At 47.2% G+C, this 14,608-nt stretch carries 10 protein-coding genes; 1 reads left to right on the top strand and 9 read right to left on the bottom strand.

All coding sequences use genetic code 11. The features are described from left to right. Positions 1–84: 84 nt before the first annotated feature. Positions 85–819, bottom strand: a complete 735-nt coding sequence (locus tag EWV60_RS14825) for a DEAD/DEAH box helicase family protein (RefSeq protein ID WP_287233059.1) — start codon at positions 817–819, stop codon at positions 85–87. A gap of 566 nt (positions 820–1,385) precedes the next feature. Beyond that, on the bottom strand, positions 1,386–5,327 hold the full coding sequence (locus EWV60_RS14820; protein ID WP_287233057.1) for a PatA/PatG family cyanobactin maturation protease: 3,942 nt from the start codon (positions 5,325–5,327) through the stop codon (positions 1,386–1,388). 40 nt (positions 5,328–5,367) lie between these two features. Between EWV60_RS14820 and EWV60_RS14815 the strand changes: the two genes are divergently transcribed. Then, a complete protein-coding gene (locus EWV60_RS14815; protein WP_002734633.1) occupies positions 5,368–6,027 on the top strand; it encodes a nucleotidyltransferase family protein in 660 nt (219 codons plus the stop codon). Positions 6,028–6,266: 239 nt separating this feature from the next. On the opposite strand, the gene EWV60_RS14810 is transcribed toward EWV60_RS14815, so the two are convergent. The 7 genes from EWV60_RS14810 to EWV60_RS14780 all read right to left on the bottom strand — a co-directional run bounded on the left by EWV60_RS14810 (position 6,267) and on the right by EWV60_RS14780 (position 13,778). Further along, on the bottom strand, positions 6,267–7,070 hold the full coding sequence (locus EWV60_RS14810; RefSeq protein WP_287233055.1) for a DUF5829 family protein: 804 nt from the start codon (positions 7,068–7,070) through the stop codon (positions 6,267–6,269). Between the two features lie 52 nt (positions 7,071–7,122). Then, positions 7,123–8,088 (bottom strand): LynF/TruF/PatF family peptide O-prenyltransferase, encoded by a 966-nt coding sequence (locus EWV60_RS14805; protein WP_287233054.1) that lies wholly within the window; start codon positions 8,086–8,088, stop codon positions 7,123–7,125. A gap of 294 nt (positions 8,089–8,382) precedes the next feature. Further along, a complete protein-coding gene (locus EWV60_RS14800; RefSeq protein WP_353734398.1) occupies positions 8,383–8,634 on the bottom strand; it encodes a microcyclamide/patellamide family RiPP in 252 nt (83 codons plus the stop codon). Positions 8,635–8,765: 131 nt separating this feature from the next. Beyond that, on the bottom strand, positions 8,766–11,096 hold the full coding sequence (locus EWV60_RS14795; RefSeq protein WP_287233050.1) for a TOMM precursor leader peptide-binding protein: 2,331 nt from the start codon (positions 11,094–11,096) through the stop codon (positions 8,766–8,768). Between the two features lie 58 nt (positions 11,097–11,154). Then, positions 11,155–11,397 (bottom strand): cyanobactin biosynthesis PatC/TenC/TruC family protein, encoded by a 243-nt coding sequence (locus EWV60_RS14790; protein WP_193978820.1) that lies wholly within the window; start codon positions 11,395–11,397, stop codon positions 11,155–11,157. A gap of 50 nt (positions 11,398–11,447) precedes the next feature. After that, positions 11,448–11,699, bottom strand: a complete 252-nt coding sequence (locus tag EWV60_RS14785; RefSeq protein WP_036403234.1) for a cyanobactin biosynthesis system PatB/AcyB/McaB family protein — start codon at positions 11,697–11,699, stop codon at positions 11,448–11,450. A 105-nt stretch (positions 11,700–11,804) separates the two neighbouring features. Further along, a complete protein-coding gene (locus EWV60_RS14780; protein ID WP_193978817.1) occupies positions 11,805–13,778 on the bottom strand; it encodes a S8 family peptidase in 1,974 nt (657 codons plus the stop codon). Positions 13,779–14,608: the final 830 nt, after the last annotated feature.

Genomic DNA, 14,608 nt, shown 5'->3' with positions numbered 1-14,608 from the left:
AGCGTTAGATTTATTGGGAGTTTCCCTGATTTGTACCCAGTAACGGGGCGGCGGAAATTCTCTTAATCCCTCCTACAGCATAGGTTATGGCTTTTTGTCAACGGGGAAGTCCAGGAATAAATCTTCCCAGAGGGACGGGTCATCTTTAGCGAAGCGAAACTGCTGCCAGTTCGTCACCACTACAAACGAGTCATTGGTGAGAGTAAGGTTTTCTCGGAAGTCGCTCGGTTCGTAAAGCTCAAAATTGAAGCGCTCTCGCCACCGCACACCGGGGGGCATGAATAGGGGTTTATTGATGTCAGCTTCGCCACCCAATTTAACAGCATCTAGGATTCTTTTCTGGACTTCTTTACCCGGCGTGACGATGAGAAAGCGACGGCTAAACAATCCGGGGCGTTCATCGTTGAGCGCGTTGAAATAGTGCCACACTAGCAGGGCATTAAGCACCCAAGTCTTACCGCTCCCCGTCGCCATTTTGAGACAGTATTTAGGGAAGGTAATAGGAGCGAGTTCATCCTGTAGTGTCTTTGACCGTGACGCTTCTGCTACACGGGGATGTCCAGGTGCGAACTCTTGATAGAGTTGGTAGGGGTTTTGGATGCCGAGAATTTCGTGACAGTAGATGATGGTTTCGATCGCCTGTCGCTGGCAAGGATGAAAGTTAGCGCCGTCCCGTTCCTCTTCAAACCAATAGCGGAGCAGTTCCTCGGTGGTTGAGGTAACGCCGGCCCAGCCCGTATTTCTCCACCCCTCTACATCCCCCTGTAAAAGGGTGGGAATGAGCATTCCTATAGTCTTGGCCTGGCCTTTAACTGGCATGGTGTTTGCTGCGGGGAGATGATTCTTTAATAGTATATCTGGACTTCCCCGTTGACAAAAGGGCATAACCTGTGCTTGTGGTAGCTATACCATACATCTAATTTAATTAGATACCAATTCTCCAAAGTCTGACTACAGAAGTTTAATCCCCCTAAATCCCCCTTAAAAAGGGGAACTTAAAGGGGGATTTAAATTCGATGTGTAGTTTTCATTTAGAGAAATGGTATTAGATGCTATTCTGCCTAAAAGCCGGGGGAAGCTGTGGCGGATCCCTTGCCCTTTGATCGCTCGTTTTTTCTTGATGGTCGATTTTTTGCCTTGACTGCTATCATCAAGAGAAAACAAACGATAGAAACAATAATGGGAGGGACTTTCAGTTAATTATTTATTAGTAGTTGATAATCTTCAAAAATGTTGCTGTACAAGGATCGACTTAAGACTTTTGCAAGAGGTCTAATTTCGCCGAAAAAATGGGTCATTTTTGCAAAACTTCCCAAGGCTGCACCTGGTGACACGAACCTTCTGTTTACGCCGACACTTAGGTTGGTAGCCCATTTTGTTGTAGATCAGGTTTGTTCAGAACGCGAAGGCATTGACCAACTCTTGATTTTACCCAAAGTGACGGGCATCTGAAGCACTACATCCAAGGTAAATAGAAAAACCTTGCGTCCCCGACTACTCCTTTCTGGGTCAGAGAACTCTAGCTTGATATCCCAACAGTCACTGTTTCGCCGACAGAAGGGGCTTTTTTCGACTTCTATAGTGTCGAGTTGACGACGCTCGGCGATCGCTTTCGCAAAGACGGAAGCTGCTTGGAAGATGTTGGTGGCGGCGAAGTTGAGGGCGCGATCGCGCGAAGTCTGACCCACATTGCGTAGATCATTGTAGACTCGGTTGAGGAACGAAGTCAGAGCTTGTTGGATGAGGGGTGCTTGGGCTTCGTCCACCTGACGAGAGATCGCCACCATCGCCGCGTTGACCAGGGTATTCACTTTCCAGCCGTACATTCCTCGGATATCATGTACCTTCACGACGGGCACAACCTGACCAGAGAATAGTTCAACTGTGCGGTTAGTTTGTCGGGCGGGGATGCTAATTCGTTCTACAAATTCATCACTGCTTTCTTGTTCCAGTTGACCTACTAACATCAGCACAAACATCTCGTAGATCTGGTCTGAAAACGCTCCTGTTGGCTCTAGGACATAGATCGTGTCTCCATCCAGGCTCAACGTCCAGATCAACGAACGGCTTTCGTCTGGGTTGCGATCGAGGTGTTCAACCATCTGACGGGGATCGTAGGGGTCTGGCGGAACCAAGATGCTGTCCATTTCTACCGGAGCCATCCGTTCTTTGAAGGTATCAACACAGGTTTCATCGCCAAAGTCATAGCTCAAGGTTCCCAGAGCATAAACATGGCCCGAAAAAGCGGTACTAGCCTCCACCGTAGCCGGGTCAGCCGCCGCAGTTACCGCTACTTCGGCCGCCATTGGCGTAGCCGATTGCATTGTCATAGTAGAGTCTCCAACCGAACTTACTGCGATCGCAGTAATCCCAGCAGGAATACTCGACGTATCCCCTGCGATTGCCGTGCCATAGCCAGCCCATTCTGTGCGGGTCACTTGGTCGCCTGCAAAGGAAATGGTAACAGAAGGTTGTCCAAACAGCACCTTCATCGCCCCAGGGATATTCACAAAGCCGCGTAGACAGCGTTCTGGTTCTTCTACAACGTTTGGGTCACAGGGAATTGCCGTATTGAGCAGTGCAGTCCGCACGGCTTCAGCATCAACGGGTTTGCCCTGTTGCACTTGCAAACTCATTAACAGCGCCGCAATACCCGTCATCACCGGAGCCGCCATACTGGTTCCTGTCAAACGCACGGGTTTTTCAGTGCAAGGTTGCGCCCCTAAAATATCTTCACCGGGAGCAAGGATACCCTCTTCTCCATTATTGCCGCCCCAGTTACTAAAGTGGCAGGGCGTACCATCAACCTTTGCTGCTCCCACTGCCAAAGTTCCCGGCAGCACAGCAGGCATACACCAGCATTCGCCTAAATTGTTCCCCGTCGGCGAGACGATCAAGATATTGTTATCAATACATTTTTTAATCGCTTTAACTAGGATTTCTTCCCCTTCTCCGGTTTGGGTGGGGCGACAAAAAGCGCAGTGGATAATATTTGCACCCAACTCTAAGGCTAAGTCGAAGGCACGGGCTAAATTGAGGGGAGACAGCACCTCGTTATAGCCACTCAGAGCTATACCATTGTCGCTCGTAACTACGGCATCGTGAGGCATATTGATGACTCGGCAGTTGGGAGCAATGCCAAAAACAGGGCTATGTTCTTGACCCACGATGGTACTGGTGATATGACAGGCATGGTCATTGAGTTCAACACGATTTATGGTGTTGGGTATAGCACTTTCAAGAGCCTCTTGTTTCGCTTTGCCCTTTAGCCCCTGGTCTCGGATGGCTTGGAAGGTGGCGTAATCTTCTGGGCTGATGGGAGGTGCTGGTTCGTGCCAGTAGGGAAACACCTTAGAAACATTGGCTCCAGCAAAACAGGATAATGTGTGGTCTGGGTTGCCATCTAGAATTACAATCGTGATCCGAGGATCGCCTAATGTTTGGTTGTGAAGTTCAGCCAGTCCGGGAATGCGATCGTCCAGGTCATGGGGATGGAGTGCGATCGATAGTTGGGTTGCAGAACTCTCAACTTCACTGGCCCAAACCCCTGCTGATTTTTCTCCCTCAGCGACACTGGATGAATCTGGAGTCTGGGCGATCGCATCTGAAGCCGTCAATTCAACAGCCTCAGCCTCCGTCTCTTCAACTTGCTCTGAGGTATTTTCAGGACTTTCTCCTATCTCAGCCGAGGCAATTTCTGCCACTAACCCAACTGACTCAAGCTGATTTCCCAATATTTCTGTTTGACCAGGCTCAGGTTCACCAGAATCAGGCTCAAGCTCCATTCCAGCCAATCCTGTGTCACTGGCTGAGACAGTTGCCTCAGCAGGTTCTTCTGAGCCATCCACCTCCATCGACTCCAGCCCACTTGCTTCAACATTGCTGTTAGGCAACGAGCCGAGCAGAAATTCCCCGACAGCCGACTCTTCCACATAATTTAAACCAACTGTTTGCCCAAAAGCATCGCTATCACCTCCCCCAATCGCGCAGGGAGCTAATCCCATATTCGTCGCCACTAGGTAGAGATTTTGCTGTAATACTCCAACGTGCTTCAGCACTAACGCATAAGCTACAGAGCGATATCTACGGAATAGTCTACCAAATCGGGCTGTAATTACTAGAAGTACCTGTGGTGTTCCTAATCCGTTTAATTTTAATAAGTCTAGCAGACCATAGCCTGATAGAGCAAAAATGTCGTCTTGGGTGACAATAACCTGCTCTAGCTGGTGATTTAGTGCGTCGTAGTGGTAGATTCCTTGACTCAAGCCTTCACAAAGCCGTACTACTGGGTAAATTTCTAATTCATACATTGTCCCACCACTCGGATAAGGGCGACGGCTTAACTCCCCATAGTCAATATCTGCTTCAAAACTTAATTGTTCCCGCCAATTTTTCCCAAACCAATCTTCTGCGGAAAGCAATTCCTTAATACGGGCAGTGCGATAAAGTAGCTCTCCCAGTTGTTCAATAGTGATCGGATGGTTATCATCATATTGCCTAACGGATTTCCGTGTCTCGATCGCTTCCGTAAGGGTGGCATCATTACACATCAATGCTTGCAAGTTCGGACGTGGCAGCGACACAATTTTGTCGCTCATGGGTGGCTTTACTGCTGGGAAATCTGACCATTGTTCCAGATCATAGTCTATAACAGGGTAGTCATGGCGACCCAAGCGGCTGCGACTGTGGAACAGCAAGTTATGAAACTCCCAAAGCCGAAGCGAGGGGGGTTCGGGGTCAGCCGTCAGAAACCCCGTTGCCCACAGCAGGTTGAGAAACTGATAGGCGGTTTCTGCACCCAAGTACGGCGGTGGTGTCAGTGATCCTAAAGTTTGGGGCTGGGCCAGTTGAGCTAAGATCGCACTGGCTCGCCAGTCGAGGAGCTTGACCCGAAACTTCGACAGAGGGGACTCCAATACCATCGCGCCTTCGTAGGGATGCTGATAGGCAAAACGGGAGAGGCTGAGGCGGGTTTGTGTCCAGTAGGGTTCGGTGAGATTCAACTCGGCGGAATCCACCATCGGAATCACCACTGCTAGGGGTAACACGGCATAACTCAACCAACCTCGCTCATCCAATTGTTGTAGCATCTGCCCAAACTGTTCCCCGGCTGCCTGACCCTCGAGTTCGGCTAACCCTTGCACGAGTAATTCAGGGGTGGTGTTGCCTGCCTTGAGACTATCAAGAGCCATACCCATTCCGGGCGTTGTGGCAACGGTTAGCCAAGCATTCGGCTCAGATTCTGCTCCGTGCAGGGTATAACCGTCTTTAGTGCTGGTGACTTGGACAGCAGGGTTAAGGGAAATAGCAAAAGGGCAATTGTTCATATTGATGGATAATGGAGAACGATGATTGGGCAGTGAATCAATGACAGCAGCGATCGGTGAAATTATCAGAAATGGAATCTTATTTGATGTTAAGAATTGGGGTGGTGTAATGTCAGAAAGTTCTGATTTTTTTCAGACTGTTGAACGATTATTTGACGCGCTTGCTGAACGAGAAATTCGTTATGTTCTCGTTGGCGGGGTAGCTCTACTCAGCTATGTGGAGGGTCGCAATACTCAAGATATTGACCTGATCCTGGCTCGTGCCGATCTTGACACTTTACCAGAGATTGGTATCCAGAGTGAAGATAAAAATTTTCTTCGGGGAAGATTTGATGGGTTACAAGTTGACGTATTGTTAACCCAAAATAAGCTCTTCCGAAAAATATCGCAAGAGTTTGTAGCAGAGCAGATCTTTGGAAACCGAAAAGTTCGATGTGTCACAGTGGTAGGACTCCTAATTTTAAAGTGTTATGCCTTGCCATCTCTCTATCGTCAAGGACAATTTAGCCGGGCCAGCATTTATGAAAATGATATCCTTTTACTGTTGTTAAACTATTCTGTTGATTTAGATATAGTTCTTGACATTTTATCAGACCATTTGTTAACAAGTGATTTAAACGAGGTACGGAGCATTTTAGCAGATATTCAAAGACGGATTCAACGATTTTCAATTCAGCAGGAAGCACTAGAAGAAGAGTAGGGAAAGAGAAGAGCAGTTTTGAAGACGTTATTGCTAAGGTTAGCCAAGTATTCGGCTCAGATTCTGCTCCGTGCAGGGTATAGCCATCTTTAGTGTCGATGATTTGGACATCAGGGTTAAGGGAAATAGCAAAAGGACAATTGTTGATCATGATTAATAATAGGAAACGGTATTAAATAGGTGGAGTAATGAAAACAGCAATTGGTGAAATTTGTCTTAATTTTTATGGATTATTTGAGTTATCCAAACTCCCAAATTGCTAACGAGCGACCCACATTTAACTGTGCATTTTTACCAAAAGTAAAGGTTTTTTCCTGCTGTAATTGCTCTTTGAGAGTGCAAACAACCTTGCAAATTCGATAACGGCGAGCAACTTTCTGGCATACTTTGATCATAAAATTATGGGAATGATAGGTAGTAATATCTCCTACGCTAGATGAGTCATAGCCAAAAGATTGAAGGAGTAATGCTAACTCCTCCTGTTCCGATAAAGTCAATTCAAGATGAACTTCTGATATGTCATCAAATAAACAGGTTTCGGAAGTATCAAGGGTTTTTAGATAAGCAGCACGGTTAAAGCAACCATCACTGGTAAGTTTGATGTTTTTATAATCTAAATAATCCTGATGAAATTCCATCAACCATGAAGCAAAAGCTTCTCTCTCTACTGGGTTGATGGACAAATAATAAAACCAGGGAACTTTTCCAACTTCGGTTTGACGAACTTGCAAATCAGAAAGTATTTCTTTAGCTCCTAATAAGGGTCTAAGCTTTTCCTGTACAATATCCATCTCTCCTGCTTGTTGACTATTAAAACCAATACCAGAAAAACCTTCCCTCAACCCTTCAGCACCGCCGGGAGGAAAAAGCTCTAGATAGGAATGTTTTCCTCTGAGATAAATTCCCGTCCAACTTTCTGTATCAGTTTTTACAGTATCTCTGGATATTGTGCAGAATTCTTGGCTAATAAACTCTGATTTGGCAATTGAATCTAGGGTTTCTGCGTCGAGGGTAACATATAAATGGTTAAATTCTATTCCCATATTCTTAGGCAGTAAGCATAACTAAAGTAGAGACGGGGAGAGGGGGAGAAGACTAACTAAAATCTTCTCGTTTTTTAATATGCAACAAAGGTTTACATTCATCCCGTTGATTATAAAGAATACTAAAGTTTTCTAACCTGTCTTTTTCCAATTCCCGCTCTGTGACAGCTACTCCAGCATAAGTCATACAATCTTGACCCTGACAAAAGCTGTAGATTCTATCCCCTAAACTATTCAATAAGAAGTTCTTGGGTATCTCTTTAATATCCTCATAATGAAATATTATAACTGGCTCTTTTTTATGAAAAAAAGAAACTACCAAAAAAGTGGATTCTCTCAACAAATCATTGATCTTCTGGGAAAAATTATTCTGTACATACTGTTTCAAATATTTGCCTCGGTCTGAATTGGGGACTTCATATTGCTCTCCCGGACAAGTCGCCCATAACTCAAGATCGCTGTAGCCATTCAAGAAAAGATTAAACCCTATTAGAATAGTGCTTTTGAGTAATACCTGTAGGAGTTCAGGTGAATAGCTACCACCATCAAGTTGCAGTGCTGTTTTGACTAATTCTTCAGGCTCTTCTTCTGGGGCAAGATGCAGATATACTTTTAGACAAGAATCCTCATTTTTCGGTCTTAGGTCAATTCCGACTGTGTTGTCCTGTATTTTATGGGAGTCCAGGTGTAATGTGGCAAACTGCTCCAGCAAATTACGATTAAGTCGAACACCTACTGTACTTTCAATTTTATCCATAAACTTGACCGCATGGGTCAAAGACATTGGCCAAGTACGTCCTTGATCATTACAAACCTGAAAATCAATGGCGAATAATTGATCTTTTTCCACATTACATTTAGATTCAACACCACAAGTTTCTTCTATGCCAAGGACGGCTTCTTCAAACAGCGAAAGCATAAAGGTTGGCTCCACATCAAAAGCCTCTTGATGGCTCCGCAAAAACTGAAGACGACGGGCTTTGAGATGATTATTTGTCAGCATAGAAGTTAGGGTCATTTCCAGTAGGTTTGTTGTTGGGTTTTAGTCCCTTTATACCAATGGTAAGGGGATTGCCCCTACAGGTGCTGTGGCTGCGTAAGTCGTGTCCAATTGGGTACAATGAGAACTTAAAAACCCAATTAAAAGAAAACGAGGTAGATGAGAAAATCTTACCCAATCTAGGAAAAAGTTTGGAGTGCGACTCAACATCTTTAACCTCGTTTTCTCAAATAAACGAATACACTAAATCCGGTTGAGATAGGCTAATCAGTCGGATAGACCCTATCTCCACAGATTTGGTATAGGCTATCCTTACGCTTCGTCACCGTCAAACGCGCAGATAGTAACAGTAGCAGATGCTTCTGCACCATCGTAAGCGCAAATACAGGCACAGTGAGAGGCTTCTGCACCATCGTAAGCGCAAATACAGGCACAGTGAGAGGCTTCAAGACCATTACCACCGAGAGCTTCCTCAGAGAGTTCAGCTAAGTGGCTGGGGAGTTTACCACTGATGCCACGGATGACAGGTGCGCCTTGGTTGGGCAGAAGGTTTTTCTTATCCATTGGAGTAATCCTCATCTTGTTGTTTGCTTTGTTAACCCGTTAGGGGTGGGTCAGTCCCCTTCTTCTTTGGGAAGAAGCTTGGTGGGGCAAGGATATGTAGAGAAATCTGTCGCCCCTAAACTTTAAAAAACTTAAAAGGGGATGTTGGTCTGGTTCAATTCCTCTTCAGCTAGTGGCGCATCGAGCCATCCCAGCTTTACGGGTATGTCATAGAGCCGTCCCTGACCAAACCGCGTCCAAAAAGTTCGCATTCCTGGGATAATCACCTTGACCACATTCAAACCGATGTCCGGTCGCGTTTGGTCTAAGACCATCACCTCTAGTCCTGCTGTTTGGGCAGTTTTGACACAATTCATCACATCGGTGTGAATATCATCACTCCAACGTTTCGGGTAATCACTGGCAGTTTTCATGGGCACAGAGGGATCGGGCGCTAACCAAGGATGATTTTCCACTGTGACATTCAGCATCCAGTCCTTGGACTCGCCATCAAGCTTATCGTCCGGTATTTTGTCTAACTCTAATCCCACTTGACTGACTTCAGTTAGGGCGCGGAGAATCGCAATAGTCGGATCGAGGTGCGCTCCGAAGCCGATGGAGATCCGTTCTGAAGTACCCACCGTGCGCCGTGAAAACCCTGCAAAGGCTGGAATCCCTAGATCAGCAGTTACATCCAACACCCATAACTCCCGATTTTGTTGCTGATAGAATTGCTGTAAATCAACAAAATAGGGTTCATCAAAGGTACTCAGATCCACAGCAGGACGACGTATCCGGTTGTACCACCACATAGCGATACTGTCGCGCTCTACCAGTTCCAGAAATCCTTGCAGGATCGCCTCTTCTAAAGTATTACCCGCAGCATTACCGTTAGAATCTGCTTTACAGAAGCGCTGTTCTTCGGGCAAAGGATAACCGTAGTAGCAAAAGGCAGTAGGGACATATTTATGCTTCTGCTCCGTCAATGACCATACAGGTGTCCAGTCGATCGCTTGACTAACATCAAAACGGTTAGGAATCCAGCGATAAGCGGCGGCTGAACCCTGAGCATTTAACTCTTCCCGGTTGGCATATTGGGTGTCGCTAAAGTACAGCAATGACTCAGGATGTAAGGCTAAGTCTCCCAGTTCCGCCAGGGTTGCCCGTTTCCGGGGTTCATCTCCCTGAAAAATGCCCGAATAGCGTTCTATGGCTTCACACAACCCACTGGCACGGGATTGAATATCAGTTTTACCCTTACCAGAACTCTTGTGTTTCAGAGTATTCCGTAAACCCCGCAGAGTTGTAGCACTGCCAAAGGCATGACCTGCCTTGTAGGTATGCACCAAAGGATTAGCCGGATCGGTGAGTCTGACCAGTTCTGTCACTACCCCAGTTATGGGGCTGACCAGATGTTGATATTTTTGTACGGTCTGCTCTGGAGTAAACGCACGATGACCGCCATCATGGGTAAAGTGTTTACGACGCGATACCAGTTTTACGGGTTCAAAGCCTTGCCGGTGCAAAATCTGGCGATCGCCACAGGTTGAACATTGCGATCGCTTAATCAAGATATGGCTTTTCAAGTCCAAAATCGAGTGGTTTAAGGTGATAATCTTGCCATCGAGAGTGGGAAAGAACACAGTACCCGGTGCAGTGGCATTGACGTGGTGCTTGACAATGCACTTGGCAATTTCAGTTGCCGCGAACTGTAGCCCCGTTTGCAGGGTAGAAGGCAGGGTAGCCCGTGCGGTAGGCAGGCAACCGATTACAGAACCGGACTGACCATTACGTTGCTGCTGGGCTTGTTTTTGCTGCAACACCGATGCCTCCACTTCCCGGTTGCCCCGTAGCCGATGAGCTAGACAGTCCCAACACCCCGTCTTGCCCGGAACAAACACAGGCCCCAGCCACAGCACACTGCCTACAGGTTTGACCAGTAGCCAAGTTTGTTGACTCTCTAGTGCCTGTTTATTAATCTTGGCGAGTTCGGGCTGCAAATAGTCATCGGTTAAGACGACGTTGAGCGCCGTTGGAGAACCTGCTTCCGTTGGGGTCTGCACGGAAATACCAATGTCCCGCAGAGCCGTTGTCAGGGCTGCTACCGTCACTTCACTGATGTTGCCCACTGGGGTTAGGGTTACAGGCTGCCGTAAAGCTGCCGCAGCAACCGGAGGTGCAATCCCTAACTCGCTCCAAAATGCCGCCACTTCCGAGGACAGTTCCGGGGCTGCCTCAGTCAGATAACCTTTCTCAGCGAGGCGATCGAGTACATAGTCGATGTATTCTTCTGGGACTTCCCCATCCAGCTTTTCGACAATCTGCTCACGGCTGTGTTGCCCATTTAAGAGGGGCAAAATCTGGCAGTAAAGCTGTCCAGTCAGGGCATAGTTAGCCTGTTCGCCAAGGAGATAGACTTGCTTTGGCTCGATCACCTCGACATGAAAGTGGGGTTGAATTTGGAGCAGTGGGGTGGATTGCATAGAACGAACAGTCAGTGATTAAGTGGACGATAACAAGACCAGCAGCAGCAGCTAGGGGTTAAGCCCAAATGCGACCGCGCCGGAAGGATTTAGGGTCTTTGTCTGATTTCTTGGCTTGATCCTTGACGTATTGGCACCAGTAGGAATAATCTTGCAGCCCGGTCTGGGAAGTGGGAACGTAAGACTTTTTGGGTTCAGGCGTTGTGATCGTCGTCGGTTCAGACTTGCTCGGTTCAGACTTGCTCGGTTCAGGGTTAGAGGGGACTTCCGAGGATGTTGTTGTGGTTTTGTTCTTGCTCATAGTGTCCTTGGATGTTTAGGGTTGGCTGAGGGCGAGTGATTAGCAGCCCATTAATAGAATCCTGCCATGCTGCCAAAGCCGCCCCAGCCCTGGCTGGCTGAACTTTGGCTGGCACTAGAGTGCATCACTTGGTTGAAACTACGGTTGGCAAAGGCTGCAGGATCGTTATAGTTAGCGGCATGGAGCAGATCCATCCGAATATGCACCAAATCTTCGGGACGACCATTTTCTAGATCCACGCACAGTCCTGGCTGGATGAAATGGGGACGTTCAATCGGGGGAGATAATAGAGGAAGTCGCATAGTTTAGGATTCTCCCTATGGAGAGTATTAATTAACTGAACACATCTGCATCTCCTAGTGAGAGTGGGGTCTAATATTGCACTCTCACTAAAATTGTGCGGCTCCTTAGTAGGGAGAAGACCAAGAACGAACTTCGCCGAGGGTGACAGGAATTAGGTCACTTACATCAATGGTAAAGCGGAAAATCTTCTTAGCCCGACGGCTGTTTTCCGGGTCGAAGAACTTCAGCTTCACATCCCAGCAGTCGCTATCGATCCGGCAGAAGGGGCTTTTCTCTACCGTAACGCTATCGAGTTCCATGCCAACGGCTACCGCTTGGCTGAAAGTTTGGGCGGCTTGGAAGGCGTTGGTGACGGCAAAGTTAAGGGCGCGGTCTTGGGAAGTGGTTCCCAAGTTGCGGAGGTCGTAGTAGATGCGGTTGAGGAAGCCATCCAAGGTTTTGCGAATCCGGTCTTCGTCAGCAGTGCCATCTTCAGCTTGTACCGCGTCCATCGCTGCGCTGACCAGGTTGTTGACTTTCCAACCGTAGAGACCACGGGTGCTTTGGGGTTCAATCACCGGGATGACTTGACCGGAGAAGAGTTTAACCTTACGTCCAGTTAAAATACCGGGGATACTTACCCGTTCAACATATTCGCCATCGTTTTCCGGTTGGATTTGACCCGCCAGGAGTTCTTGAAGGGCGCGGTAGGACTCGGCGGCGAAGGGGCCAGCCGGATCAATCGCATAAACCGGAGTCAGTTCAATGTTTAATGTCCAAATCAGCGATCGCGCCTCGGAGATGTTTTCCCCTAGATAGTCCACCATCTGACGGGCGTCGTAGGGGTTGGCGGGAACCATGAGTCCTCCACCTAAATCAAAGGGAGGCATGAGTTGTTTAAACGAGTCCCGACGGGCTTCAGTCCCGAAGTCATAACCAAGGGTTCCTAGAGCATAAACAAGCTGACCCATCTCGGCGAGTTCGCTAGGAGCTTGGCTGGCAGTAACGGAATTAGCAGTGAAGTTGGGCATAGTTGGTTGTTGAGTTACAGCAGTAGGGAATGATTGAATTAAGTTGTTTAAGTTGGGAGTGTCGCTGGGGACAGCCCCAGCCGATGGACTGGAAGCCACAGCAGTTAAGCTAGGAGTCGTTTGCTCTTGGGGGGTAGCACTCAACGTGCCTCCACAACCACAACCTGCTGCTGTTACTTCTGATGCCGCCACAGACGAAAATTCCTCAGACATTTTTTCTCCTTTTAGTAACGTGATTGCTCCAGAGACATTAAGTTTGCCCGCCAGACACCGCCGGCTTTCTTCTGGCAAGTCAAGTTCACAGGGTAAAGCACTCTGCAACAAAATTTGACGAATTTTTTGGGGGTCGGGGGAATCTCCCTGTTCCCGTTGAAGGCTGAGTAATACCCCAGCGACACCAGAAACGATAGGAGTAGCAAAACTGGTTCCACTTAATCGGTGGGTTCCCCCCCCAGCTTTGGCTCCCAGAATATCTTCCCCTGGAGCCAGGATGCCTTGAGTTTGGTAGGCTTCCCCCCAGTTGCTAAAGTCGAGGGGTTTCCCCTGGGCATCCATTGCCCCGACGGCCAGCACTGACGGTAAAGCTGCCGGAACGTGCAAACACTCGCAACCATTATTGCCTGCTGCTGCCACTAACAAGACGTTATTCTCTCGGCACAAACGAACAGCATTTTTTAACCAGCCATCGGACTCACCAAAGTCAGTGAGTTGACCCCCACTGAGGTTGATGATGTGGGCTCCGGCATGAACGGCTTGCTCGATTCCCCGAGCTAAATCTAGCTGGGAAGTTCGGCGACGGTCATCGGCAAAAATCGGTATGATAATGCCTTTGCATTGAGGTACGATTCCCTGAACGGGGCTACCGGGTTGCCCAAAGAGAATGCTGGCAACGTGAGTTCCGTGCATGGACATACTGCCATCAACTTTAGCGGCTTCTTGCACCAATGTGGGCAGATAGGTAAGGTTTGCGCCTTGGAAGCAAGGGTGAGCTTGATCAACAGGCCCATCCAAAACAGCCACACAAATACTGCTATCTCCTTGGGAAATAGTATGTAATCTATCTAGCATTTAAAGGTGTTATCATTTTTACTTATGTAGCCTAGATTCTTGACAAAATAATGGTACCTCAAAAATTGTGATTAAGGGGGTTCTGACATTTAAGCTAACCATAATTTTTATCAAACCATAGTTTAGTTGTAGTGGATTGTTTCAGCGAAATCAAAAGTTGCTCTAGCCCTTGTATAGTAAAACTTTTAGCGATTATTAAGGATTATGAAGTGTCACACTCTAGTCAGCGATCGCTGGCTTAATGAGAGTTTATCTCAATAATTTGGTATCAGAGCTATCAGATTTTTAGGGCTAATTGTGCATCTGCTGGGCAAACAAATTAGCCTGTAATTCAGAGCCGGCAATCGTTTTGACGATTTAGATAAAATTTTCAATGTGACACTTTAGGGTGCGGAATGTGGGTTATTGTTTCATGCCGATGGAATGGGGGGGTTCTCAACATTTTTCGCGGGTTAGACACAATGGCTGAAAATCTAGAGTTTTCGTTGAGGTGCGTCGATGCCTTGTCCAGCAAGGCTTTGATCCTTATGACCGAGGTAACTATTGAGAATTATTATTAATAGTGTCTATGCTTTTCAATATCCCGCGAAAAATCGTTGTACAATCCTGATACCTGAACTTATCCCATACATATATACTATAATAACCGAAAACCCTTATCCATCAATGGATACGCCCCTTAACTTTTCTTAATGTACCCATGTAATTTGTAACATTTCTTAATGGACAAGAATTCTCTCCCTTTGCTAGAATGATAGCCATGTATATAGAAAAAGTTCCTAACCGTAATTCCCCCCCCGCCGTTCTTCTTCGGGAGTCCTACCGAGAAG

The organism is Microcystis sp. Msp_OC_L_20101000_S702, from assembly GCF_007095705.1.
GTDB lineage: Bacteria > Cyanobacteriota > Cyanobacteriia > Cyanobacteriales > Microcystaceae > Microcystis > Microcystis ichthyoblabe_A.
This window is presented reverse-complemented; position numbering and strand designations above follow the sequence as displayed.

What these genes read in the sequence shown, in the direction of transcription:
- EWV60_RS14825 (WP_287233059.1), bottom strand. Translation starts at nt 819, where the DNA reads ATGCCAGTTAAAGGCCAGGCCAAGACTATAGGAATGCTCATTCCCACC.
- EWV60_RS14820 (WP_287233057.1), bottom strand. Translation starts at nt 5,327, where the DNA reads ATGAACAATTGCCCTTTTGCTATTTCCCTTAACCCTGCTGTCCAAGTC.
- EWV60_RS14815 (WP_002734633.1), top strand. Translation starts at nt 5,368, where the DNA reads ATGACAGCAGCGATCGGTGAAATTATCAGAAATGGAATCTTATTTGAT.
- EWV60_RS14810 (WP_287233055.1), bottom strand. Translation starts at nt 7,070, where the DNA reads ATGGGAATAGAATTTAACCATTTATATGTTACCCTCGACGCAGAAACC.
- EWV60_RS14805 (WP_287233054.1), bottom strand. Translation starts at nt 8,088, where the DNA reads ATGACCCTAACTTCTATGCTGACAAATAATCATCTCAAAGCCCGTCGT.
- EWV60_RS14800 (WP_353734398.1), bottom strand. Translation starts at nt 8,634, where the DNA reads ATGGATAAGAAAAACCTTCTGCCCAACCAAGGCGCACCTGTCATCCGT.
- EWV60_RS14795 (WP_287233050.1), bottom strand. Translation starts at nt 11,096, where the DNA reads ATGCAATCCACCCCACTGCTCCAAATTCAACCCCACTTTCATGTCGAG.
- EWV60_RS14790 (WP_193978820.1), bottom strand. Translation starts at nt 11,397, where the DNA reads ATGAGCAAGAACAAAACCACAACAACATCCTCGGAAGTCCCCTCTAAC.
- EWV60_RS14785 (WP_036403234.1), bottom strand. Translation starts at nt 11,699, where the DNA reads ATGCGACTTCCTCTATTATCTCCCCCGATTGAACGTCCCCATTTCATC.
- EWV60_RS14780 (WP_193978817.1), bottom strand. Translation starts at nt 13,778, where the DNA reads ATGCTAGATAGATTACATACTATTTCCCAAGGAGATAGCAGTATTTGT.